Source organism: Flavobacterium panici (assembly GCF_024499525.1).
Classification (GTDB): Bacteria; Bacteroidota; Bacteroidia; order Flavobacteriales; family Flavobacteriaceae; genus Flavobacterium; species Flavobacterium panici.
The window spans coordinates 2,181,100-2,205,149 of the sequence record NZ_CP100437.1 but is presented as its reverse complement, the minus strand read 5'-3'; the positions used below and the strand labels follow the sequence as shown (position 1 = coordinate 2,205,149).

Here is a 24,050-nt window from a genome sequence, read left to right as displayed (position 1 = left end):
TTAAATTTATAATTGTTTAACATTCTGTTTTTGCTCTTAAAGGTGGTTATAGGTAAATTTGTGAATTCAATAAAATTCAATAATGAAAAAGCATTTTACCTCACTCCTATCTTTAATTTTCCTTTTACTTTCTTTTGTTTTACAAGCCCAATCTAATAAAGACGCTTATGTAGTTTTAGTCTCTATGGATGGATTTCGCTGGGATTATCAAAAGCAATTTAATCTTCAAAATTTAAAGCAGATTGCAAAAGAAGGCGTTCATGCAAAATCAATGAAACCGTCTTATCCAAGTAAAACTTTCCCTAATCATTATTCTATTGTAACAGGACTTTATCCAGATCATCACGGAATCATTAATAATGTTTTTTATGATGCATCACTAAACGAATCGTTTTCATTGTCAAGTAAAGCAAAAAATGATTCTCGTTTTTATGGCGGAAATCCAATTTGGAATGTCGCTGAGCAGCAAGGTGTAAAAGCGGCATCATTCTTTTGGCCGGGATCTGATATTGACAAAAGAAATCCAAGTTATTATAAAAATTACGATAATAAAATTCCGTATGGAGCAAGAATCGATACCGTTTTAAAATGGTTACAGCTCCCAGAGAAACAACGTCCGCATTTGGTAACTTTATACTTTGACGAACCAGATCATACAGGACATAATTTTGGCCCGCTTTCTCCTGAAAACAAAAAAATGGTAATCAAAATGGATTCTATTATGGGCCAATTGTCTAAAAAATTAGATCAATTAACCATCGGAAAACAAATCAATTTAATTATTGTTTCAGATCACGGAATGGCCGATATCAGCAATGATAAAAAGGTAGCTGTTCTGGATTATCTAAAACCGGAATGGCTGGGTTACAAAGATGTAATTAATCCAATTATGAGCCTTCAGGCAAAATCGGGTTTTCAGGATTCGATTGCAAACGCTCTAAAAAAAGTTCCACATATCAAGTTTTGGAAATCAACAGAAGTTCCGAAGAGATTGCATTATGGAACAAATCCGCGTGTACATGATTTTGTTATTGAAGCAGATAAAGGATGGAGTTTAGTTGGTAAGGAAAGTACACACATAAATGGCGGTACACATGGCTATGATAATGACGAAAAAGATATGCATGCTATTTTTTATGCCAAAGGCCCAGCTTTTAAAGTAGACAAAATTGTCCCAACATTTCAAAATGTTTCTGTTTATCCTTTAATTGCTCATATTTTAGGCTTGCAGATTGGCGAAATTGACGGAAAATTCATTGAAGTAAAAAACATGCTGAAAAATTAATTATAATTAAAACAAAAAAGCCTCATAGAGTTTCTATGAGGCTTGTTTGTTTATTTTCTTCCCCAGACAACAAAAGCTGCCAAAATAGCAAGAAAAACATTAATACCTATTTGAGAAGCTTCTCCTCTGCAGATATGAAAAATACCGGCACTAAACATAAGAACAATTATTCCAATAGCCGTTAACCATACAAGTCTGGATTTTTGAATAAATGACGGAACTATAATTCCTATTCCCGCTAATAAATCAATTATTCCCGTTCCTTTTACCAATGCAACAGGAACTTCTCCTGCCCAAGGCCACATCATAGATAATTCTTTTATTGAAAGAAATAATTTCATTGATCCTCCCCAAATAAAACATACAGATAAAATAATCTGTGATGTCCATAGCATAATAAGAACTGTTTTCGAATGTGGTTGTTTTTCCATTTGAGATAAATTATAAATTAAGATCTCAAAAATATTTATATTTACTTCCTTATTTACAGTACTTCCACTTTGGAAAGTGCTATCCAAAGTGAAAGTGGTATAATTCTAAAATAAACTAAAATGCTAATTAAAGGCGGATGTCCAAAAACTGCACTTTCAATCAAAGATGCTTTAGAAGCACTGGAAGGAAGATGGAAATTGCTAATCCTGTTTTCTCTTTCGACAGAAAATAAACGTTTTAACGAAATATCTAAGGCTGTTACCGGAATAACTGATAAAACCTTATCCAAAGAGCTGAAAAGCCTCGAAAGCAATCAACTGATAAAAAGGACAGTTTACGATACTTTCCCGCCAACTATTGAATACTCTATTACAGAACATGGAAAATCTTTAGAAAATGTTCTAAATGAATTGCATTACTGGGGACTTCTACACCGACAAAAAATGCTGGGCTAAAATCTTTTTTAAAAACCAGTTGAAACAGAAACTGATTTCCATTGTTCCAATTCACTTTGAACACTTGCTATTTTTTGATTTGCCATATTATAGGCATCCTCTCCTAAAAACAAATGTAACGGTGGGTTTTGGTCCTGACTTGCTTTAATTAATGCTTCTGCTAATTTTACAGGATCTCCTGGCTGATTTCCGTTAATATCGTCTTTGTGAGCACTTTCAGATTCTCTAACGTTTTTGTATTCTGCAATTGGATTTTCCGGCAATAATAAAGAACTGTCTTTTAAGAAATCTGTTCTAAAATAGCCCGGATAAACGATAGTAGCGTGAACTCCAAAAGGCTTAATTTCTGCAGATAATGATTCTGTTAAACCAGCAACAGCAAACTTTGTAGAGCAGTAAATTCCCCAGCCCGGAAATTCTCCATAATAACCTCCAACAGACGAAATATTAAAAATGTGTCCCGATCTCGCAGCACGCATATACGGCATTGTATTTCTGATCACATTCAGTAATCCGAAAACATTTACTTCGTAATTTTTTCTTGATTCTGCATCAGTCAATTCTTCTAATGTTCCTAATAAACCATAACCTGCATTGTTTACTAGAACATCGATTGTTTTAAAATGACTTACAGCTAATTCAATTGCATTTTTAACACTTTTCTCATTAACTAAATCCATTTCCAGAGGAAGAAAATTTTCTGATGGATTTCCTAATACTTTCACTAAAGCTTCCTGACTTCTTGATGTTGCAGCAACTTTGAAACCTTCTGCCAATAATTTTTTAGCCAATTCTAATCCAAGTCCTTTTGAAGCACCTGTGATAAACCAAACTTTGTTATGTCCCATGATTTTAAATTTTTACGTTTTAATTACAGGACAAAGGTATAAGCGAAGTACTTCTGAAAAATTAAAGTAATCAAGCAAGAAGTTACAAAAATCAAACAATTTCAGTCAAACGATAGTTTTTAGGTGAAACCTGAACATTTTTTTTGAAGAAATTGATAAAATGAGACAATTCTTCGAACCCTAAACACCATGCAATTTCATTAATATTCCAATTGGTTTGTTTGAGCAGAATCATCGCTTCCTGAACAATTCTCTCTGAAATTATCTGCGATGTTGTTTTTCCGGTAGTTTCTTTTAATGCTTTATTCAAATGATTCACATGCACATTTAACTGACTTGCATATTCAGAAGGCGAGCGAAAATTAACTTGCTGCGTAATCGATTCAATCGGAAACTGGCGTTCTAATAATTCCAGAAACAAAGAAGAAATTCGAATCGTAGCATTTGATTTGCTATATAATGAAGTAGTTACAGTCTGCGTTTTAAGCGCAAGATGAATAATTTCGAAAACCAAATTTCGGAGCACATCATATTTAAATGCATAATCAGAATTGATTTCGTCAAACATTCTTAAATAAACCGTTTTTAAAGATTCGGCCAATTCCATAGAAATCGGAACAATCGGATTTCCGCCCGGTTGGAATAAAGGGTATTCTTTTAAATTTCCATATTGACTAAAAAAAGCGTCGGTAAAAATGCAGAAAAATCCGGTTTGATTTTCATCAACCTGTTCCCAATTATACGGAATTTGCGGATTGGCAAAAAACAAAGCCTGATCTTCTATAACCGAAATCTTATCGGCATAATGCACTTTGTTTTTTCCGATGATTAAACTGATTTTATAAAAGTCTTTCCGAGTATAGGGGAATGGTTTACAGATACTTCCAACAAAATCATCCAATTTAAAAACATTAAAATGTCCGATTTCTTTTTTAAGATTCTCGGGCATTCCGTTTACTTTTATTGTGTAAAAATCTTCTAAGGTTTCTGTCAGTTTCATTTTGCAAAGTTACGAAAATCAAACAAATTAGACAATTTGATAATTAGAAAATGAGATAATGGTTGAATATAACGCATATTTGTTGAGGCGCACAGCAGTGCGTCTACGTCTCGTATATCAAATATTGTGGTTACGTTGTGTGAGACGCACTGCTGTGCTCTCTACAGAAAATTGGAATGTTTGAATTACCATCCTTTAATAATTAATTATATAACGAACCGAGTGTCACCCTGAGCGAAGTCGAAGGGCGTTCCAATTGGGACGTGGGCTTCGACTTCGCTCAGCCTGACAATCTTTAGATAATTTTCATTTTAACACAAGGCATATTTGTAGAGGCGCACAGCAGTGCGTCTACGTCTCGTATATCAAACATTGTGGTTACGTTGTGTGAGACGCACAGCAGTGCGTCTCTACAGAAAATTGGGACGTATAAATTAATTCACAATTAATAATTCACAATTCACCATTATTAAGACACTACTTTGTACGTAGGATCTTCAATAACATTGACATTAATAACTGCATCGGCATTTTTAAGTAATTGCCTGCAGTCTGGACTTAAATGTTGTAATTCTATGGTTTTATTTTCCTGATTGTATTTTTTGGTCAGATTATTCAAAGCTTCAATCGCCGACATATCTGAAACACGGCTTTCTTTAAAATCTATAATTACATGATTTGGATCATTTTGTGCATCAAATTTTTCTAAAAAAGCAGTTATAGAACCGAAGAATAACGGGCCGTAAATTTCGTAATGTTTGACTCCGTTTTCATCAATAAAATGTCTGGCACGAATTCTTTTAGCACTTTCCCAGGCAAAAACCAAAGCTGAAATGATCACGCCAATTAAAACTGCTAAAGCCAGATTGTGCAATACAATTGTAATTAAGGCAACCAAAATTCCGACGAAAATATCATGTTTTGGCATTTTATTGATAATCCTGAAACTTGCCCATTCGAAAGTGGTAATCGCCACCATCATCATAACGCCGACTAAAGCCGCCATTGGTAATTTTCCAATTACAGGCGCTCCAAAAAGTATGATTATTAAAATCGTCAAAGACGCAATAATCCCCGAAAGTCTTGCTCTTGAACCTGCACCAAGATTTACCAAAGTCTGTGCAATCATTGGGCAGCCTCCCATTCCGTAGAAAAAACCGTTTAAAATATTCGAACTTCCTTGCGCAATACATTCACGATTACTGTTTCCGCGCGTTCCGGTAATTTCGTCAACTAAATTCAGCGTAAGCAAACCTTCGGTTAAACCAACGGCTGCTACAATAACAGAATACGGAAATATTATTTTTAAAGTTTCAAAAGAAACAGGAATATTCGGAATATGAAATGGAGGAAATCCGCCTTGAACGGATGCAATATCTTCGACTGTTTTAGTTTCAATATTAAACACAATTACCAAAGCAAAAACAATCATAATGGCAACCAAAGATGCCGGAACTGTTTTTGTGATTTTAGGAAAAACCAAAACAATCGCAACCGTAAGCGCCACCAAACCCAGCATAATATACAGCGGTGTTCCCTGAAGCCAGGAAACCTGACCGTTAATTATAGTTTTAAATTGTTCTAACTGCGACATAAAAATCACAACAGCCAAACCATTTACGAAACCAAACATAACAGGCTGCGGCACTAAACGAATAAATTTTCCGAGTTTAAAAAGTCCAATGCAAATTTGTACGACACCGCCAAGTGCGACGGCTGCAAATACATATTCAATTCCGTGAGATTTCATTAAAGCAATCAAAACGATTACCGTTGCTCCCGCTCCGCCCGAAATCATTCCGGGTCTTCCGCCAAAAATCGCAGTCACTAATCCGGCAATAAAAGCAGCGTATAAACCAACTAAAGGCGGAAAACCAGCCAAAATAGCAAACGACAAAGATTCTGGAATCATTGTCATAGCGACAGTAAATCCAGCTAAAATTTCATTTTTATAATTGACCTTTTGGGTAAAATCGAAGAGTTGGAAAGCTTTTTTCATAAGGCACAAATGTAGAAAATAATGCCCAAATAGAATTAAACTTCTCTAGTGGAAAAAGTATTTACAAGAAACCGTACAGTTATCTAACAAAACTGTTTTAAAAGAAAAACGAAAACCGAAAGTATAAAACTTATCATTTGATTTTTTTGATTTTTAGAATGAAATATTATGCAAAACTATCTATAAACTGATATATTTAGCTGCGTATTTCTACCTGTTTTGTTTAATAAAATGTTAATCTAAACGAATACAGGTATAACCGAGGCAATTAACGTAATCTATAATATTATCGCAATGCAATTCTACGCCTTCTACACGCAGTATTTTGTCGCAGTCTTCAAGGTCAAAATTGATTTTATAATCCGGAAACTGAGTCTGGATAACGGCGGTTACATAGTTTTTGTCTGATTCTTTACAGACGTTTGTTTTAAAAATTTCAACAACCATAATTATTAATTTAATTTTTAAACTGTGGGATTAATTTCGTTGAAAAAGATATAAGATGTTCTAATTCTGGCGTAAAGCAATAATCGTAGGCAGCAGCAGATTTAAATTCCGGCTGACACAGCTCATAAACGCCTTTTAAATTTGAGGTGTTTAAATTTAAGTAAAAGCTTTCAGTATTTGATTTTGTACTTAAGGAAATTCTACGGTTTTTAAATTCCATTTTAAATAAAAAATGCTGTGACAAAATAAAATCCATGTCTTTTTTAGTTTTGGAGGATAATTAAATTCGAAGTCAAAAATACTTTAGAGTTACCTATTATAATAGAATATTTATACTAACGGCGTATCATTTATACGAATGGCGTTTGTATAAAATAGTATTCACAAATAGCTATGAACTATAATATTACACTATTTTTGCCTTCATGAAAATCCTCAAAATTTACCAAAACTTCTTTCTCAGAAACCTCATCGTGCACACCTTCATACTTATGGTAATTTTTGCCTGTGTGTATGATGAACTTCGTTTAGCTGGTCATGACTTTTGTTACATGATCACTAAAATTGCAATAGGATATTTTCCTTGTATTCTCTGGATTACTGTTTTTAATCTATTTATAATTAAACGATTATTATTCAAAAAAAAGGTCAAAATATTCTTTCTGCTTTTTTTAACGTATTGGACTTCTTTTTACTTTTTTATTAATTGGTTTTTTCCTTTAGTTGGTTTCGGAAATTTTAAAACACTGCAGATATTATCGCTGCTTATCAACGGAATGTTTTTCTATTTTATTCATGTTGTAATTACAAAAAAAATCATGGATGCTGATAAGGATATTATGAATTTCAAGTCTGAACTTTCCTTTTTAAAACAACAGCTCAATCCGCATTTTTTATTGAATGCTATGAATAATCTTTATGGAGAAGCATTATCTGAACCGGATAAAGTTCCGGATAGAATCCTGAATCTTTCAGATTTACTGCGTTATCAAATAGAAGCCACCAAAAAGGATTATGTTTTAGTGGCAGAAGAAATTGCTTTCGTAAAAAAATACATTGAATATTATTCTTTTAGAAACGATCGTTTGAATATTACTCAGAATTTTGAAGGTGATTTTGATGAAATCGAGATTCCGCCTTTATTCTTTTTACCTTTGGTAGAAAATGCGGTTAAATTTTCTGCCGAAACTCCAATGCCTTTTATTGAATTAGATTTAAAAGTAAAATCACGAAATTTGACTTTTACCATTAAGAACAATTATCTCGAATCTGGCTCGCGGCTTTCGGGAACCAGAATTGGAATTGAAAATTTAAAAAGACGATTGGAAGTTTACCGTTTAAGACATAATTTAAGCTGTGAAAAAGAAAAAAATATGTTTGTTGTAAAATTAAGTATATGGCACTTACCTACCGCTGTCTTATAGTCGACGACGAATCGCCAGCGCATAAAGCGCTTGCCTCGCATATTTCAAAGTTTGACGAACTGGAACATTCCGGAAGTGCTTTTAGCGGAATGGAAGCCCTAAAACTGCTTAATGCCAATCAATATGATATTATTTTTCTGGATATTAATATGCCTGTAATTTCGGGTGTCGAATTAATGGAACTCCAACCTAATCGACCACTTACAATTGTCACAACAGCTTATTCTGATTTTGCGCTTTCGGCCTACCAAAACGATGCAATTGATTATTTGCTAAAACCTATTTCGCCTGATAAATTTGCCAAAGCAATCGAAAAAGCTAAAACCTATTTCTCTGGAAATAGCCTAAAAAAAGAAAATAATACCACTACAAAAAACCTTTCTTACCGCCTAAACGGACAAACAATTGATATGCCGCTTTGTGATATTATTTATATCGAAAGTCTTGGCAACTACATGAAACTTTACTGCACAAAACTTAATTTACCACATATTGTTTATGGTTCGCTCTCAAGCATCGCTTCCGAAATTGATAGTTCAAGTTTTGTTCAAGTTCATCGCTCTTTTATTGTAAACGTAAACAAAATTTCTGCTGTTACGTTTAAAAGCCTTACTATGTCTAATGGTGAAGTTATTCCTGTTGGAAGGAAATATCAGATTTTATTGGATAGTTTTTTGAAGTAGCTTCTTTTTTGTTTAACGAATTATATAAAATCCTCAACTAAAATTAGTTGAGGATTTTTTTATTTTTTTTTAGTAATAAAATACCGTATAAATACGTAATGTATATTTTTGGAATTGTAGTAATCTTGTTTAACAAATGTTAAAATTATTTAATTAGTTAATCAGCCATCAAAACAAAAAACTACTATGAAAACAACTTTACGCTTTTTATTAATTCCGTTCTTTACTTTAACGTCTTCTTTAATATGGTCGCAAGCCATTCCCGAAATTACATCACTGACAGAAACAAAAGTTATTGGACAGGGTACTCCAAATGCCGTATTGCATATTAAACCTGCAAATGCTACTGCAGTAATTGATATTACTATCCCTGACGATGGAATAATAAATTCAGCATTAAGAGGAGCTTCCGCTGGGGTTGATGCTATAATTTGGGAATCTCTCGCAGGAAAAGAATCAACTAAAATTGTAAAACCAATACTATCAGATTCTGAAATGGTAACATTATTAAGCAATCCGAAATATGTTGGAGATAAGGCACGAGAAAACTTTAATATTTCTCAAAGATTAATTGCAGAAGATTTATTAATGAAAAGCACCGTTGCCACCTATAAAAGAACAATTGTTAATACTAATTTTACTATACCCGTAGCACGTTTTGATATTACCAAACCAGAATATGACTCAAGTGGAAATTTAATAAGTGATACTAAAGGCAGTATTTCTCTTTTCTCATCTTTTGGTTTTGGAATTGGAATTTGTGGCGGACGTTCTGAAGTTACGAGAGATAGTAACGGGATAATTATAGACGATTCTTTCTCAAATACATTCGGCGTTTATTTAGGTGTTTTGTATCAAGCTACTACCGGAGAAAACCAAAAAAATGTATTTGCTCCAACATTATCTTTATCAGTATTAGATATACAAGTTGGTATTGGTTACGATTATGGAAAAGTGCCACAAAATCAAGAGCGAACATTCATAACTGTATCATATGGAATTCCTTTGTTCAAGCTCTTTAAAACAAATCATAGAGTTTGGCTAGACACTCAAAAAGAACCAATAAGTGTCAAAAGGATCTAGTATATAAGAAAGGAATAAAAACAATTATCAAGTCCTGTGCAAATTTGTAGATATTTTGCACAGGCTATATTACCCTAATAGTTACTAACTAAACCTTAATTGTAATATCTCAATATCACCTACGCCTTCTGGATATTAAGTAAACTTTATATTAAACCCGATAGCGCGGATTTGCAATCCGTGCCCGCAACAATAAGACACAAGTAAAAAAGGCTATAAAGTAAAAAATTGTAGCTTTTTTTACTGTTTTTGAATCAAAAAATGTCTACTAAATACAAAGCTACTATTCCTGAAAACGCTTATTTTATAACCATAACAACCATAGGATGGGTTGATATTTTTACACGATTAAATCAAAATTATGTAATTGTCAATGCATTGCAATATTGCCAGCAAAGCAAAAATCGAGAAATATATGGTTATTGTATAATGTCAAGTCACATTCATATGCTTTGCAGGGCAGTTAATGGTACTGTTTTATCTGATATTATCCGACTTTAAAAAATTCACTTCGAAAAAAATTATCCAAACTATAATTGAAGAACCTGAAAGCCGGAGAGAATGACTTTTAAAACATTTTGAAAATGCCTGCGAACATCTTAAAAGAGCACAAAAATATAAGGTTTGGCAAGACGGTTATCATGCAGAAGTTGTAGAAAGCAATTGGTTTATTAAGCAAAAAGTAAATTATATTCATAATAATTCTGTCAATTCAAAAATTGTTACGCTTCCTGAGGATTATTTTTTAGTTCAGCCAGAAATTATGCGGGACTAAGTAATGATTTAGACGTAATTGTTTTAGACTTATTTTAATTCTCTTTGCGGGCACGGATTGCAAATCCGCGCTATCTTTGCCTACTATCTTTGTCTATCTTTGTACCACAATTGAGTAGTTTCTTAATTTTAAAAGTATTTAAGAATGAATTGGATAATTCAACACACAGATAAACTAGACTTTCACACCGATTTAAAAGCATTATTAAAACCCATTTTAGAGGAAATAGAATCGTTTAACTGGTTAATAAGTGACTTCCAATTTATATCAGATAAAACACTTCCAATACATCACGAAAAAGATTTTTTCGTTTTAACAAGTAAGGAATTTAATGTGATCCTGAATTCTAACACACAATTAATTTGGGGAATTCTGTCTGGTTTTTCAGAAAACGAACAAATATCTTTCGATGAAAACAATCTGCCTTTTGCAGATGGAAATGATCTGATTTGGAAAAATGGAAACTTTCAAGTTCCCAATTCTACAATTGAAATCATTGCTTTTGATAACTCTTACACTATAATAAAATTTAAAGATAAAAATCTGTCTGATAAATTTAAACCATATTTTGACGAAGCAATAGAATTAGAAAAATTTCAATAAATGTAAAGCCAGAGATGAAAAACTTATTTTGTACCCGTTTTTAAATTCTTCAAAAACCTCAAAAATTACATTTATAAGTTTTATTTTCGTTTTAAAAACATTTAAAAAAAAAATGAGGAATTTTTTGTTTCTAATACTTTTACTGGTTCAAAATTCTTTTTCGCAATCTACTTATGATAATGGGAAATGTATTAGAACAAAAAATATTTCAGAAAAAGAAAGATTACTCCGTTTTCCTTTTTCTGAATCTCAGCAAATTAAAATTGTGTCTTTTAAAGGTAAACCCGATGAATATCCCGGACAAAGTTTAATAAAACACATCAATTCAATTGTATTGGGAAAAGATGTTTTTAGATCTGAATTATACAATGAAACTGCTGTATTGAGTGCAGAGCAAATAAATAAATTATCTGATATTATTTTTAATTTCACGTATACAAGACTTCCTCACGAAGATGCAGAAGTGATGTGTTATATGCCAAGAAATGCTATTATGTTTCTCGATTCAAATAATCGAATTGTCGCTTACCTCGAAATTTGTTTTGGCTGTAATAACTACAAATCGAGCGATAAAAGATTTAGCATTGGCGAATATTGCAATGAAAAGTACGATATGCTAAAATCAATATTTGCAGACAGCAATATTAAATACGGCATTTCTATTGTTGAATAATTTCTTTTCTAAAATACCCAATCGCCCCAGTCGACCACAAGGCCAGGAAAATCAAAACGGGCTGAAAAAATAATCTTATTAAACGCGCTTGATCTGTGTCGAGTCCAAAGGCGGGAGTTTGGTTTAAATATTGGGCGATGTTACCCGGAAAAACCAATACATAAAACACCGCCAGTGCAATCCCTACGAATACTTTATATTTTGTTAGAAAAAGCATACTAAGTCCTAAAGCTATTTCAACAACTCCGGAAAGAATTACAACAAGATCTTTGTCCAGCGGAACCCAATTTGGAACCTGTGCCTGAAAATCGGCTCTTTGAAAAGTAAAATGCCCTATCGCTGCCGTAATCATAAAAAGCCCTAATAGAACTCTAAAAAAATTCTGGATTTTGGTTGTCTGTATATTTTCCATCTGTATTGTATCCTTTATGTTATAGTCTCTATAAAATGTTTATTCAAATTTATAACATTAAGCCCAAAACCATTTTCTACATTTTTTACTTATGGGTTATCTAATATCCATGTTTAAAATTCAATTTTGCATACAAAGCAGCTATTTCAAAAGTTCAAAAAAGTATGAATTTATTAAGGAAATCTTATTCTTCAAAAAAAATACCCTTTCAAAATAATTTTCTTACATAAATAATTACCTTAGCGTACTAAGAAATGTTAATATAATTTGTTAGAAAATGTCCATTTTTAATTTCCTATTTAAAAAATCAGATTTACAATGTCCCAGATGTCTTGGGAAAGGTTTTGTTGATTGGGATGATATCAGGCGTTTAAACAAACTATTAAAATGGGTACCTGCTCCCTGCGCCTACTGCAATGGTTCTGGAAAAACTACTCCCGAAATGCTTTCAAAAGTTCCTGTAGATATAACGTATCTCACTATTGATTTACCGGAATCTGAAATTGAAAAAATAAAAAATGGCGATGAAGAAACGCTGGAAAAAGGAAGACAAAAAGAACTTTTTTTAGAAAATCTCATACAATATGCACAGGATCATTATTTAAACAAAAACATGGATGCCGAAACTATTGCAGATTTATACCTTCGCACCGAAAGTGAAAATGCTCAATTTTCGATAGAAAGAGAAAACCTAATACAATACATTCAGCAGATAATCGAGTTAAAAAAATCAGACCTCAATTAAGGAAATCTTTGTCCCTTTGAACCTCTGTAACTTTGAACCTTGAAAAAAAAAACTAAAAACAGGTATAAATACGTATTGCCAGAATTTTAATAAGTGGTAAAATTGCAGGGAATAATTTTTTCTTTTAGAATATAGTCTTCCGAAAGGAAAACTTGTAAATTTTGTCAATTTTTTTGGAACAAGAAAGTGAGATTTCGTATCGCTGGTAACGATTAGAAATCTCACTTTTTCTTTTTAGTACTTTACGCTATTGATTGTTTTGTTTAAAAGCAGCAATCTGTTCATCCTGATGCTGAATAATCTTTTTTAGACTTTCAATTGTTTCCTTTCTGGCTTCAGCCAGATCCTTGTAGTTAATTTCGTGTTCATTAAGCTTTTCTGTTTTTTTATAAACCTCTCCTTTTTCGCGCAAAACATTCAGTTTAATCATGTCTCCCTCGCCGGTTAAAAGCCATTCTATATCAATATCTGTATATTTTTTTAAGATATTTTCTAACTTATCTACACCTATCGTTTTATTATGTTTTAACTGGCTCGCAAAAGAACCGTTAGACATACCCACCACTTTTTCAAAGGCACCCACTCTAATACCTCTGTAATCTAAATACTGTTTGATCCTGTTTATAGTATTTTCTGCCATAATGCTTCATTTTTATTTATAGAAATAATCTAATTTATACTCATTCTTAAGAAATATCTTACTATATTTGTCTTACTTTTAATACAAATTAAGCAATGAGCAAAAATATAAAATCTAAGCCAAGTTACAACCAAGATGTGTTAAAGATTATTAAAGAAAAACACGGTTTTTCTTACGACTACATTCGCAAATCAATTCGAGGGGATCGTGCAGGCATTATTTGCGATCTAATAAAGGCCGAATATAAGAGGCTTGACAACGAATATAAGATCGTGAGAGAGAGTCAGGCCAATAGATTAAAAAAAGAAATAGGCAGTAAATAATTATGCATTAAACAATTTGGATCAATATTACCAAAAAGAGCGGTCCAGCTCTTTTCTCCAGGAGCAAACAAAAACTTAGAGTTAGAAAAATCCGGATTTTCTATATCAAAGTGTATGTAATGGGCCAAACATCTATTCGTGAAATAGATAAACAATTTAGTTATGCAGCTGATCCTCGCATAATCTAATGTATTCCCCTAAGGAGCTAAGCCGTAAAGAAATATCTTTGCGGCTTTTGTTTTTATCAAAATAACCAAACCTGTAAAATGTCTGTAAATCTGCATATCGAAGCATTCTAATTTTATAAATCTTTTAGTAATAATCAATCGTTGATTTTTTTACAACCTTTGTACCTTTGCGATTCCACGCCAAAAAACAAATTAAAGCCCTGAATCGATATGACTCGAGAACATTATATTCCGTTTAATAAAGAATTTTTGCTCGAACAGCAAATTGCAGCTTTCGCCGATGACAGACAAAAAGTTGATGATTTTAAAAAGTTATTCGATATTATCGAGCATTATTATCATTATGAATCTTTTAATCTTAACCGAAATTTAAAGCAAAACTACGCGCTTTATGATCCGGATTTGAGCGAAAAAGAACGCGAAGTTTTTATTGGTAAAAGCGATTTTTCTGTTTTTAAAGAAACGCTGCGTACTGTTTTAGAGCGCGGCAATTATTACAGAATCGATCAGGAAACTTTAAAAGAAGCTTTTACAGAATCTGATTTAATAGGCTTAAACCTTGCCATTGATTTTCATGCTTTTAAGGATTACGAATTGTACGTTCGCGGTCATCATAAAGCAAAAGAAACTGTTAAGAAATATTATTTCTGGAAAAAAGAAGTTGAAATCGAATATTATGATCGTGTTCTTATTTACCTCAATTACAGCGACGCCGATTATTTGACCCAGAAAAAAGTCAAGTTGGGAAAAATGCCAATTGATCCGGGGTCTATTGCTTTAAAGATTTTTAAACGCGTTCCTAAAAATGACCTCGAAACGATTTTTCCAAATGCAATTCCAAAAATGTCTTTAAAAGACAAACTGTTACTTTGGGTTCCGGGAGTTTTTGGAGGTATTTCATTATTAAGTGCCAAAGTAATTCCCGCCTTAATAAACATGTACAATGCTTATGAAACCGGAGAAACTATCGATTTACTAAACAGCAAAACTTCTTTAAATCAAGGTTTAATTGCTTTAGGAATTTTATCTGCTTACTGCTTTCGACAATACAATAATTTCATAAACAAGAAAATCAGATATTCTAAAATGCTTTCAGACAGTTTGTATTTTAAAAATGTCGGAAACAACAGCGGTGCTTTTTATTCTCTTTTAAACTCATCTGAAGAAGAAGCCTTAAAAGAAACCATTTTAGCGTATACTTTTTTAAATAAAAGCCCAAATCCGTTAACTGCGCAAGAACTGGATTCTCAAATTGAATCTTGGTTTGCCTCTCAATTAAGTACTGAATTAGATTTTGATGTAAACGATGCTTTGCTAAAGCTAAAAAGCATTGGTTTAGGAATAGAAACCAACGGAAAATGGGAAGTTATTCCGCTAAATAAGGCGCTTATTACAATCGATGAATTATGGGATAACGTTTTTGATTACAATCAGAAATAAACTTTACATTATTTTCACTTAATAAAACGAAAATGTACCACTACAAATGTTCTTGCTGCGGAGAAACTTTTGACGAAATGCCATTATGTTTTGGCAATGAATTTCCGGCTTACTATTTTGCAATTCCGCCCGAAGAAAGAGAACAGAGAATTGAATATGGCGGCAGTTGGTGTTATGTCGATGAAGAACATTTTTTTCATCGCGGCAGGTTAACGATTCCGATAATCGATTATCATGAAAATTTAGTTTTTAATGTTTGGACAACCATAAGCGAAGATAATTTTTGCCTGCGAATGGATTTATGGGAAGATCCAAATAGAGTTAATCAGGAACCATATTTTGGATGGATGCAGACTGATGTACCAACTTATGGCAAAACAATTTCACTAAAAAGTATTGCTATTGAGCAAGGGTTAGGATTGATTCCGGAAATAAAAATGATCGAAGAAAACCATCCTTTGACAATTGATCAGGAAAAGGGAATAACATTTCAAAAAGCCGTTTCTATCGTAGATGAAATTATGAAAATACAGCACGGTAAAACCTAAAAGAAATTTTACTAGATTTACGTTAACTAACCTTAAAACCACAAAAATGAGAACACTAGATCAATGGTTTGCAGAATATGCCGTAAGTCACCAAAACCCAAAAAACAAAGCCATACATTATATTTGTGTTCCGGCAATTTACTTTTCTATTGTTGGTTTATTAATGAGTATTCCAAGTGGTATTATAGCGAATACTTTAAAACTAAATGCACCAATTATCGAAAATTGGGCTTTTGTGGTTTTGCTATTTGTCCTTATTTTCTACATTAGACTTTCGATTGCAATGGCCGTAAAAATTGCCATTTTTTCAGGAATTTGTTTAGTTGTTAATTATTATATCGGACAGGTTTTTCCGTTATGGGCATTCTCTATTGGTGTTTTTGTAATTGCCTGGATTGGACAGTTCTACGGACATAATATTGAAGGGAAAAAACCTTCATTCTTAAAAGATCTTCAGTTTTTATTAATTGGCCCGGCCTGGGTTGTAGAAAATTTGTTTTCGAGAAAGTAATTTACTTTTATTTCCAATTGTAAAAGATTTAAACAATTCAATTTTGTTATATGAAAGATTTTAATCTGGATGATTTTCCTAAAAATTTAAGTGAAGAAGAAATTCAAAATCTGACTGAACTAGCAATTAAAAATCCTATTGGTGAAATATGGAAACAAATTGCAGCCAGGCTGACATCTGAACAAAAAATCAAAATTAACAGAAATATAGAAAGAAAACATTATCCGGAATCAGAAAAACTAGCTTCTTTTCAAAAAAAACCAATGAACGATGAAACATGGGAAAGGCTGATAAAAGAGCAGGAAGTAAATAAATTTTACGGAAATATGGGACAGCCGGAAACTCCTTTAGAATTTAAAAACAGATATGGAGTGTGGCCGGCAGGATTTGATGAAACCAGATCTGAAAATAATAGTTGATTGATTCTTGTTTACAAATTATGATAATAGATACCAAAGAAATAAAGATTGAAAATTATGATATTTTCACGTACCGAAGAATCAGGCGGGCAATTGGTTATCTGGGATTTTTGCTGCCTGTATTTTTGGTTGGTTTTTCTTTAATCCCTTTTTTTCAAACCAAAATCCAGCCTTCTGTCAGCGATTATTACTATACCAATTTAAGGGAAATTTTTACCGGAACTTTGTGTGCTGTAGGTTTATTTTTGATTCGGTATAAAGGGCACGGAAATAAATCAATTTTCAAAAATGATAATTTACTGACCAATATTGCCGGAATTATGGCAATTGGTGTGGCGCTGGTTCCCACAAATCCAGAAAGCATTTCACAAAAAATCTATACCATTATTCCATTAACAGAGCAATGGCTCGGCTGGCTCCATTATGGTTTTGCTGCGGTGCTGTTTTTGATATTGGCTTTGCTTGCTATTAATGTTTTTACAATTACTCAGGAAAAATATATCGAAACACCTAAAAGCATTTTAAACGAAAATAATATTTACAGAACCTGTGGTTATATTATTTTGATTTCTATTGTTTTGGTTCCTGTTTCAGAGAGTTTAAAACTTTTTACTTATTCTACTCTGGCCCTTGAAGCGCTGGCTCTTTTTGCATTTGGAACCGCATGGCTTATAAAAGGGCGCGCATTAGGTGATAAGGGTAAAATTGGGCAAAAATTGTATCAGGAAAACAATCCTGTTGATACCGAAAAAGTATTCGAAGAATAATGGCATATTTAAGGTAAATTCTGCTGGTATATTTTTTGGATATTAATCAACTTAACTGTTATCAATTCTAAAATCTATATATCATGAAACTCACTTATTACGGACATTCTTGTTTTTCTGTTTTTGCAAATGGAAAACATCTTCTCTTCGACCCTTTTATTACGCCAAACGAATTGGCAAAACACATTAATGTCGACGAAATAAAAGCCGATTATATTTTTATTTCGCATGCGCATTATGATCATATTCTGGATGTGGAAAGAATTGCAAAAAACACCGGAGCAAAGGTTTTGGGGAATTTTGAAATTTACAACTGGCTTTTAAAAAACGGAATTGAAAATGCGCATCCAATTAATCCGGGTGGAAAATTCAGTTTTGATTTTGGAACTGTAAAATGCGTGATTGCACAGCATCCAAGCAGTTTTATGGATGGAACTTATGGCGGAATCGCAACTGGTTTTGTACTCACAACTGTTGATGGAAACTTTTATTACAGTGGCGACACAGCGCTAACTTTAGACATGAAACTGATTCCGAAGTTTACTAAACTTGATTTCGCCGTTTTCCCAATTGGCGACGGATTAACAATGGGAATTGAAGAAGCGATTGAAGCTTCAAAACTGGTTGAAGTTGATAAAATTTTAGGCGTTCATTATGATACTTTTGGCTTCATTAAAATGGATCATGAAAAAGCTTTAAGTGATTTTAAAAACGCAAATCTCCATCTTTATTTACCTAAAATTGGCGACACAATTGAGATATAATATTTTCTATATTTCGTAAAAACATTATTTTTTAGCGAAATAAAAACAGCAAAATAACGGCTTAAATCCTGTAAAGGTTTGATTTGTAAATAAAATCTTCAAAGGCATTAAAATTGTTTAGTAATTCATTATTAACCAAAAACTTAAAGCAATGAGCACAAAAATAAACGCTGCAAATTCAGAAACTCAGTTTGCCGAACTTTCCGGCCGAACAATCGCTTACAGATCAATTGGCGAGGGAAATCCAATTATTTTAATTAACCGTTTTAGAGGAACTCTTGATACCTGGGATCCGTTATTTTTGGATCTTCTTGCAGAAAAACATCAGGTTGTTACTTTTGATTATTCGGGAATTGGCTATTCAACTGGAACACTTCCTACAGATATTAAAGAAGTGGCTAAAGATGTAAAAGATCTTGCCGACTTCTTAAAAATCAAAAGTGCCATTTTACTGGGCTGGTCGTATGGCGGATTGGTTACACAAGCCGCAACACACCTATATCCAGAATTGGCTACACATACCATATTGTTAGGAACTGGCCCAATAGGAAAAAGAGTTGTTCCGCTGGAACAATCTTTTCTGGATCATGCTTTAAAACCAATAAATGATTTTGAAGATGAAGTGATACTTTTCTTCGAACCAGAGTCTGAAGAAAGCAGAAAAGCCGCAAAAGCTTCCCACGACAGAATTGCTCAAAGAATTGATGTTTCTAAAATTCCTTCGACTATGGAAACTTTTCAATTGTATTTTGCCGGAGGCGAAGGTGCTGCCGAAGATAAAGATAATTTTAGAGATAAATTAAAAACGACAAAAACACCAATTTTAATAATTTCCGGAGATCACGACACTAGTTTTGCTGTAGAAAATTGGTATCCGCTGACCAAACAGCTTCCAACATCACAGTTAATAGTTCTGCCGCAAACAGGGCATGCTCCTCAGCATCAAAATATTCCACTGGTAGTAAATTACATCGATAATTTTTTACAGAACACGAAATAGATTTCCGGAAATTAACTTCGGAAATTCTTTTTTAAAGATTTCCGAAGTTTCAAAAAATGCTCGGGAATCAGGGCAAGAAATTCAAATTTACTGAAATTCGTGTTTTTTTATTTTCTAAAAAAACACGAATAACTATATTAAATAATTTTCTTAACTCCGGGAATTAATAAAATAAGTGACCCAAATATAAAACTGCCTATAACTATTAATGGTGCTGTAACCAAAAATTTTATTGCAGGTTCAATTGCCCAGTTTCTTACTGCGAGCGTACAACCAACAATTACTAATGGGTGAAAAATATAGACGGCAAAACTGCTGCGTGATAATTTAGTCAATAGTACAGAAGATTCATTCCATCTTTTTTTTCCTCTAATTAATAATGTCGTTAGTATAGAAATACCTATACATTGTTCCCAAACGGCATACAATAATGCTTCCCAATGAAAACCTCCCGAAAACCAGGAAGAAGGTGTATTGAGATTAAATTTGATTATAAAAAATACTGGAAAAAGCAGCAAACATATCCTTGTCGCTCTTTTTAAACCTCTGTATGTTTTATCAGAAAGTTTATCAAACCAATTGTTTTTGGCGGCCAGTAATCCAACAATAAATAAGGCGACATACTGCGGAAAATGTCCTAATTGAAATCCGACTGGTTCAAGAACCCATCCCACAGGGAAAATAATTCTAACTAAAAAGCTGATGATTCCCAGTAGTACTGCAAACCATAATATGGTACAGGTTTTTGGTACTTCTACAGGTTTTTTGAAACTAACTTTAAATATTTTTTTTGCTCCTGCATAAATCAATGTAAAAAGCAATAATGCCGCTACAAACCATGTAACGCCTAAATCGATCCAGCTGTCAAATCCGCTTAAATATTGAAAATAAGTAATATGATGTCCTTTTGCAAAATAATATACCAGATAGCTGATGAATGGGGAAAGTATAAAGGAATAGAATACTATGGGAATTCCTAATCTTACAAGACGGTCTTTAATAAATTTTGATGCTCCTTTTCTAGTATAAGAAGAACTTGTAAAGTATGCTGCCAGCAGGAAAAAAAATCCCATAAAAAAAGACTGATTGAGGCTTACAAACATTGTCATAGGAATACGTGCTCCCATAAGTGTAGTTTGTTCTGTATAATACCAGCCTTCTGATGAACTATAGGCAATAACTGTGTGATGAAGCACAACTAATATTGTCAATAAAATTTTAATATTATCTATGTATACTAATTTGTTTGACGAACCAGAATCCTGATTCAAAGCGATTGATGAAGATGACATAATAAATAGATTTAGTGTTACTGAGGGCAAACCTACAACAAGAAAAAACAGCTGTAAGAGCACATGTTATCAGTAACTAGCTTTTGTGACGAACAACAAGCTTAGGCAGTATATTTGCTTCGAAGTTGTTCGTAACAGCTGTTAAAACTATCTATTTGTTTTCTGGAAACGGGAACTTTTGCATTCGTTTCATTAAACGATAATAAGTATCCTTGAGAATTTCCTGCTATTTTTTCGATCTTAAACATATTCACTAAATAGGTTCTATGGCATCTAAAAAAATGAGGATAAGCGGTTATTTGGGTTTCAAATTGGCTTAGAGAAATTCGTTTTAATTCTGTAGCAATCTGAGATCCGTTTGATTTTGTTAATTCGATATAATTTCCATCCGCTTTTACAAACAATAATTCGTCTATGTCCAGACTAAAATCGTCTTGCTTAACCTGAGTATTGACATAAAGTTTTGACTGAAGGTCTGTTGTTTTTGATTCAATATTTAGCTTTGTAAATTGCAGTACAAACGGAGAGCCTTTTTTTGATTCAAAATAAAAACTGGATAATCTTAGAAAAAGATAGAAAAATATACCTGCAACAAAACAATTTCTGATTTCTTCCCATAAATAACGCCATGACCAATTGCCTTCATTATTGTAAATCAAATCACGCATGAAAAAACTCGACAAACCTGCTAAAACCAGCACTGCTCCAATATGAGAATATTCTTTGAATAAAGTCCAATTTTCGGTTTCGTTTTTTCTTTTTCTGATATAATTAAGTCCCTCAAAATAAACGAACAGGATTAATGCGGGTGATAAGGCGTGAAGAAAACAAATAAAAAAATAATGCATTCTCATTTCCGGATCATAAACTCCAAAAGGCCTGAATAATAAAAGAAACATTAATATTAGAGCAAAAACTATCGTAACGCTTTTAAGCAGGTTTTTTGATTGATATCTCGGAGGATATTCAATATCATGAATCAAATGTTCTTTGTTGATGTAAAATCCCATTGTTAAAGCTGTTTTTGTCTGGCATTAAAAATACGAAAAATCTTCAGGAAGCTGGATTGAATATTGGTTTCTGATTATTCAAACTTAAGATTATTTACTTCTGTTAACTTTAATAAAGACCAAATCGAAAAGCTTTTTACGATTATTTTCCTTAGTTTATCAATATTTCTGTGTAGTTAATTAAATTTGTACACACACAAAATCAATATATTATGAGAAAAATAATTGTTTTGTCAATGATTTCGCTAGATGGTGTTATGCAGGCTCCGGGCGGACCGAAAGAAGATAAATCTGATGGATTTAAATTTGGCGGATGGACAGCACCATTTGGCGATGAAGTTTATAGTAAAGCTGTAGCAAATGAAATAAAACCTGCCGATTATCTTTTAGGCAGAAAGACTTTTGAAATCTGGGAAGAGTACTGGCCTAAAAACAGAGAATTTTGGCCCGGAATTAATGAAGGTAATAAATACGTTTTTTCTAAAACCAGAAAAAAATCAGATTGGAAAAATTCTAATTTCATCAAAAGTCTGGCCGATATCAAGAAACTCAAAGCTTCAGAAGGATTGGACATTCAGGTTTGGGGAAGCAGTGAACTTATTCATTTATTATTGAAAAATGATTTGGTAGATGAACTTAAGTTAAAGATTCATCCGCTTCTGCTTGGCAAAGGAAAAAAGCTGTTTGACGATACTTCGCATCCATCAGGATTTACTTTAACAGAAAGTACCGTTACTACAACCGGAGTTATTTTAGCCAGTTATAAACGTGCCGGAGAAGTGAAAACAGGAAATGCCGGAAAAACTATTAAATAATTAACCTTTTATAAACCAAAATATCAAAACCATGGAGAACAAAAACAATGTACCAGTATTTACTTTTAGTATTGTAGCTATCATTTTAGGCGCAGCGCTGTATAAGCAATTTGACTTTGAAACACTAAAATTTGAAAAACCGGCACTGGCAATTGTGTATAGTATTGTTTTTGTGTTTTCAATTATTGTTTTGATTAAAGCCTTTAGAAAAAAACGATCTGAGAAATAACTAAGCTTTAAGATTTTCACGTTCCGTTTAAAAGAAAAACTTTAAAAGTAAAAGTTTGTTTACCTGACTCTCGTCGCTTTTATCAATTTCTCATTGCGTTTGTCTGCTCTTGAATTTTGTAAAGAAATCACTGCCCAAATTGCAGCGGGAATCCAGCCAATCAAAGTTATCTGCAGAATTAAACAGATAATGGCAGTGAAAATTTTACCTCTCAATAAAAAAGAAAGGGACGGAAAAAATATTGCAATTAGTGTCATCATACTATTATTATTGTTTTTATTTATGACTAAAATAGTTGTATTATAATGAGTTTTTCAATGTTTCAATAACTTCATTTTCGTTGTCTGTAATTAACCCTCCATAGACATTTAAAATGATACCATTTTTATCTAATATAATAGTCATTGGTAAAGCGTTTATTTTTAATTCATTAAGAAGTGGAAATAATGAATCTGTAATCTGGTCATAATCAAATTTATGTTTTTTGAGAAAATTCTCGACATCTACAGAACTATCAACTGTAATAGCCACAAAATTTACTGAATTATTAAACTGTTGCTTAATTCTGTTCAAATCAGGGAATTCCTTAATACAAGGTTCACAATTTATGGACCAAAAATTAATTAATGATGCTTTACCTTTTAGATAATTTTCATCATAATTTTTGCCTTCCTTATTTTTGAATTTTTGAATTTCAAATGCAGTACCAATTTTCTTTTTATGTTTCGTAAATGGATTTAAATAATCTAATTTAACCTCTTTTATGATTGAATCATTTCTTATAATGCCTGCTTCTACTGTAACATTTATATTTCCTGTTTCAATCATATCATTTTTTTTCCTGTTGAAAGTTTTTTCATCTAAGATTGTACCATCAGGCATTTTAAAAAAATTAGTTTGAGCTAATATAGAATTTGAAATAAATAATAAAAATAGAATGGTTTTAATTTTAATCATAATTAAGTTTGATTTGTGCTATTAAAGTACTGTAATTTAATTAATTATTTTAGAAATTAATATACAAACGAAAAATAGAAACAAAGTAATTTGTTTTACTCTACTAAGAATATAAAGTTAGGTTTAAAATTAAAGACGCATAATGGATTTCGAATTATAAAAAAGGAAAGCCTGCAAAATAATATTTTGCAGGCTTTCCTTTTTTAGTGACCGCGGAGGGGTTCGAACCCCCAACCCTCAGAGCCGAAATCTGATATTCTATCCAGTTGAACTACGCGGTCAA

Annotated in this window: 30 protein-coding genes, 1 tRNA gene and 1 pseudogene; 19 read left to right on the top strand and 13 right to left on the bottom strand. The window is 32.5% G+C overall.

The annotated features are described in order from the left end of the window. The first annotated feature begins 82 nt into the window (after positions 1–82). Positions 83–1,285: an alkaline phosphatase family protein gene (locus NLJ00_RS09740; protein ID WP_256637052.1), complete on the top strand. Its 1,203-nt coding sequence runs from the start codon at positions 83–85 to the stop codon at positions 1,283–1,285. Between the two features lie 50 nt (positions 1,286–1,335). Here NLJ00_RS09740 and NLJ00_RS09735 read toward each other — a convergent pair whose 3' ends face one another. Beyond that, positions 1,336–1,716 carry a DoxX family protein gene (locus tag NLJ00_RS09735; RefSeq protein WP_256637051.1) on the bottom strand — a complete coding sequence of 127 codons (381 nt, stop codon included), beginning with the start codon at positions 1,714–1,716 and terminating at the stop codon, positions 1,336–1,338. Positions 1,717–1,836: 120 nt separating this feature from the next. On the opposite strand from NLJ00_RS09735, the gene NLJ00_RS09730 reads away from it, so the two are divergent. Next, positions 1,837–2,172 (top strand): winged helix-turn-helix transcriptional regulator, encoded by a 336-nt coding sequence (locus NLJ00_RS09730; protein ID WP_256637050.1) that lies wholly within the window; start codon positions 1,837–1,839, stop codon positions 2,170–2,172. A gap of 8 nt (positions 2,173–2,180) precedes the next feature. Here the strand turns inward: NLJ00_RS09730 and NLJ00_RS09725 are convergent, their stop codons facing one another. The 5 genes from NLJ00_RS09725 to NLJ00_RS09705 form a co-directional block, all read right to left on the bottom strand. Beyond that, on the bottom strand, positions 2,181–3,020 hold the full coding sequence (locus tag NLJ00_RS09725; protein ID WP_256637049.1) for an oxidoreductase: 840 nt from the start codon (positions 3,018–3,020) through the stop codon (positions 2,181–2,183). 91 nt (positions 3,021–3,111) lie between these two features. Continuing rightward, on the bottom strand, positions 3,112–4,020 hold the full coding sequence (locus tag NLJ00_RS09720; protein WP_053470642.1) for a helix-turn-helix domain-containing protein: 909 nt from the start codon (positions 4,018–4,020) through the stop codon (positions 3,112–3,114). A 469-nt stretch (positions 4,021–4,489) separates the two neighbouring features. After that, the gene (locus tag NLJ00_RS09715) at positions 4,490–6,019 is read right to left on the bottom strand and encodes a SulP family inorganic anion transporter (RefSeq protein ID WP_256637048.1); all 1,530 of its coding nucleotides are present in this window, start codon (positions 6,017–6,019) and stop codon (positions 4,490–4,492) included. A gap of 234 nt (positions 6,020–6,253) precedes the next feature. Beyond that, on the bottom strand, positions 6,254–6,466 hold the full coding sequence (locus tag NLJ00_RS09710; protein WP_053472125.1) for a hypothetical protein: 213 nt from the start codon (positions 6,464–6,466) through the stop codon (positions 6,254–6,256). A gap of 10 nt (positions 6,467–6,476) precedes the next feature. Next, positions 6,477–6,686: a hypothetical protein gene (locus tag NLJ00_RS09705; RefSeq protein WP_256637047.1), complete on the bottom strand. Its 210-nt coding sequence runs from the start codon at positions 6,684–6,686 to the stop codon at positions 6,477–6,479. A 271-nt stretch (positions 6,687–6,957) separates the two neighbouring features. Here NLJ00_RS09705 and NLJ00_RS09700 point away from each other — a divergent pair, with 271 nt between their 5' ends. The 6 genes and pseudogenes from NLJ00_RS09700 to NLJ00_RS09675 all read left to right on the top strand — a co-directional run bounded on the left by NLJ00_RS09700 (position 6,958) and on the right by NLJ00_RS09675 (position 11,707). After that, the gene (locus NLJ00_RS09700; RefSeq protein ID WP_235992098.1) at positions 6,958–7,890 is read left to right on the top strand and encodes a sensor histidine kinase; all 933 of its coding nucleotides are present in this window, start codon (positions 6,958–6,960) and stop codon (positions 7,888–7,890) included. Continuing rightward, a complete protein-coding gene (locus tag NLJ00_RS09695) occupies positions 7,863–8,573 on the top strand; it encodes a LytR/AlgR family response regulator transcription factor (RefSeq protein WP_256637046.1) in 711 nt (236 codons plus the stop codon). The genes NLJ00_RS09700 and NLJ00_RS09695 overlap by 28 nt, the downstream gene beginning before the upstream one ends. 186 nt (positions 8,574–8,759) lie before the next feature. After that, positions 8,760–9,656, top strand: coding sequence for a hypothetical protein (locus tag NLJ00_RS09690; RefSeq protein ID WP_256637045.1), 897 nt, complete (start codon positions 8,760–8,762; stop codon positions 9,654–9,656). A 261-nt stretch (positions 9,657–9,917) separates the two neighbouring features. Continuing rightward, positions 9,918–10,469 (top strand): annotated as a pseudogene (locus tag NLJ00_RS09685) (REP-associated tyrosine transposase). A gap of 106 nt (positions 10,470–10,575) precedes the next feature. Continuing rightward, the gene (locus NLJ00_RS09680; protein WP_256637044.1) at positions 10,576–11,034 is read left to right on the top strand and encodes a hypothetical protein; all 459 of its coding nucleotides are present in this window, start codon (positions 10,576–10,578) and stop codon (positions 11,032–11,034) included. A gap of 112 nt (positions 11,035–11,146) precedes the next feature. Beyond that, on the top strand, positions 11,147–11,707 hold the full coding sequence (locus NLJ00_RS09675; RefSeq protein WP_256637043.1) for a Mov34/MPN/PAD-1 family protein: 561 nt from the start codon (positions 11,147–11,149) through the stop codon (positions 11,705–11,707). Here the strand turns inward: NLJ00_RS09675 and NLJ00_RS09670 are convergent. After that, on the bottom strand, positions 11,694–12,119 hold the full coding sequence (locus tag NLJ00_RS09670) for a DoxX family protein (RefSeq protein WP_256637042.1): 426 nt from the start codon (positions 12,117–12,119) through the stop codon (positions 11,694–11,696). The two genes, NLJ00_RS09675 and NLJ00_RS09670, sit on opposite strands and share 14 nt — an antisense overlap. A 277-nt stretch (positions 12,120–12,396) precedes the next feature. On the opposite strand from NLJ00_RS09670, the gene NLJ00_RS09665 reads away from it, so the two are divergent. Then, complete coding sequence (locus tag NLJ00_RS09665; RefSeq protein ID WP_053472117.1) at positions 12,397–12,864, top strand: hypothetical protein; 468 nt, start codon at positions 12,397–12,399, stop codon at positions 12,862–12,864. A gap of 247 nt (positions 12,865–13,111) precedes the next feature. Here NLJ00_RS09665 and NLJ00_RS09660 read toward each other — a convergent pair whose 3' ends face one another. Next, on the bottom strand, positions 13,112–13,504 hold the full coding sequence (locus tag NLJ00_RS09660; protein WP_256637041.1) for a hypothetical protein: 393 nt from the start codon (positions 13,502–13,504) through the stop codon (positions 13,112–13,114). A 95-nt stretch (positions 13,505–13,599) separates the two neighbouring features. Here NLJ00_RS09660 and NLJ00_RS09655 point away from each other — a divergent pair, with 95 nt between their 5' ends. From NLJ00_RS09655 to NLJ00_RS09620, 8 genes are all read left to right on the top strand, one after another. Beyond that, positions 13,600–13,827, top strand: coding sequence for a hypothetical protein (locus NLJ00_RS09655; protein WP_053472115.1), 228 nt, complete (start codon positions 13,600–13,602; stop codon positions 13,825–13,827). A 398-nt stretch (positions 13,828–14,225) separates the two neighbouring features. Beyond that, a complete protein-coding gene (locus NLJ00_RS09650; protein ID WP_256637040.1) occupies positions 14,226–15,455 on the top strand; it encodes a DUF3754 domain-containing protein in 1,230 nt (409 codons plus the stop codon). A 32-nt stretch (positions 15,456–15,487) separates the two neighbouring features. Then, complete coding sequence (locus NLJ00_RS09645) at positions 15,488–16,003, top strand: DUF2199 domain-containing protein (protein ID WP_256637039.1); 516 nt, start codon at positions 15,488–15,490, stop codon at positions 16,001–16,003. A gap of 46 nt (positions 16,004–16,049) precedes the next feature. Beyond that, positions 16,050–16,514 (top strand): Mpo1 family 2-hydroxy fatty acid dioxygenase, encoded by a 465-nt coding sequence (locus NLJ00_RS09640; protein ID WP_053472112.1) that lies wholly within the window; start codon positions 16,050–16,052, stop codon positions 16,512–16,514. Between the two features lie 50 nt (positions 16,515–16,564). Then, positions 16,565–16,933: a hypothetical protein gene (locus NLJ00_RS09635; protein WP_256637038.1), complete on the top strand. Its 369-nt coding sequence runs from the start codon at positions 16,565–16,567 to the stop codon at positions 16,931–16,933. Positions 16,934–16,953: 20 nt separating this feature from the next. Then, on the top strand, positions 16,954–17,700 hold the full coding sequence (locus NLJ00_RS09630; RefSeq protein WP_256637037.1) for a hypothetical protein: 747 nt from the start codon (positions 16,954–16,956) through the stop codon (positions 17,698–17,700). Positions 17,701–17,783: 83 nt separating this feature from the next. Beyond that, on the top strand, positions 17,784–18,464 hold the full coding sequence (locus NLJ00_RS09625) for a metal-dependent hydrolase (protein ID WP_256637036.1): 681 nt from the start codon (positions 17,784–17,786) through the stop codon (positions 18,462–18,464). Between the two features lie 151 nt (positions 18,465–18,615). Further along, positions 18,616–19,464, top strand: a complete 849-nt coding sequence (locus NLJ00_RS09620; protein WP_256637035.1) for an alpha/beta fold hydrolase — start codon at positions 18,616–18,618, stop codon at positions 19,462–19,464. 137 nt (positions 19,465–19,601) lie between these two features. Here NLJ00_RS09620 and NLJ00_RS09615 read toward each other — a convergent pair whose 3' ends face one another. Together NLJ00_RS09615 and NLJ00_RS09610 are read right to left on the bottom strand one after the other, a co-directional pair. Beyond that, positions 19,602–20,756, bottom strand: coding sequence for an acyltransferase family protein (locus tag NLJ00_RS09615; protein WP_256637034.1), 1,155 nt, complete (start codon positions 20,754–20,756; stop codon positions 19,602–19,604). Positions 20,757–20,857: 101 nt separating this feature from the next. Beyond that, a complete protein-coding gene (locus tag NLJ00_RS09610) occupies positions 20,858–21,766 on the bottom strand; it encodes a LytR/AlgR family response regulator transcription factor (protein ID WP_256637033.1) in 909 nt (302 codons plus the stop codon). 212 nt (positions 21,767–21,978) lie between these two features. On the opposite strand from NLJ00_RS09610, the gene NLJ00_RS09605 reads away from it, so the two are divergent. Then, a complete protein-coding gene (locus NLJ00_RS09605) occupies positions 21,979–22,581 on the top strand; it encodes a dihydrofolate reductase family protein (protein WP_256637032.1) in 603 nt (200 codons plus the stop codon). 31 nt (positions 22,582–22,612) lie between these two features. Beyond that, positions 22,613–22,810 (top strand): hypothetical protein, encoded by a 198-nt coding sequence (locus NLJ00_RS09600; RefSeq protein WP_256637031.1) that lies wholly within the window; start codon positions 22,613–22,615, stop codon positions 22,808–22,810. 59 nt (positions 22,811–22,869) lie between these two features. Here the strand turns inward: NLJ00_RS09600 and NLJ00_RS09595 are convergent, their stop codons facing one another. The 3 genes from NLJ00_RS09595 to NLJ00_RS09585 form a co-directional block, all read right to left on the bottom strand. Next, positions 22,870–23,067, bottom strand: coding sequence for a YqaE/Pmp3 family membrane protein (locus tag NLJ00_RS09595; RefSeq protein ID WP_256637468.1), 198 nt, complete (start codon positions 23,065–23,067; stop codon positions 22,870–22,872). A 43-nt stretch (positions 23,068–23,110) separates the two neighbouring features. Continuing rightward, positions 23,111–23,767: a TlpA family protein disulfide reductase gene (locus tag NLJ00_RS09590; protein ID WP_256637030.1), complete on the bottom strand. Its 657-nt coding sequence runs from the start codon at positions 23,765–23,767 to the stop codon at positions 23,111–23,113. Between the two features lie 207 nt (positions 23,768–23,974). Then, a tRNA-Arg gene (locus NLJ00_RS09585) sits at positions 23,975–24,048 on the bottom strand. Positions 24,049–24,050 lie beyond the last annotated feature (2 nt).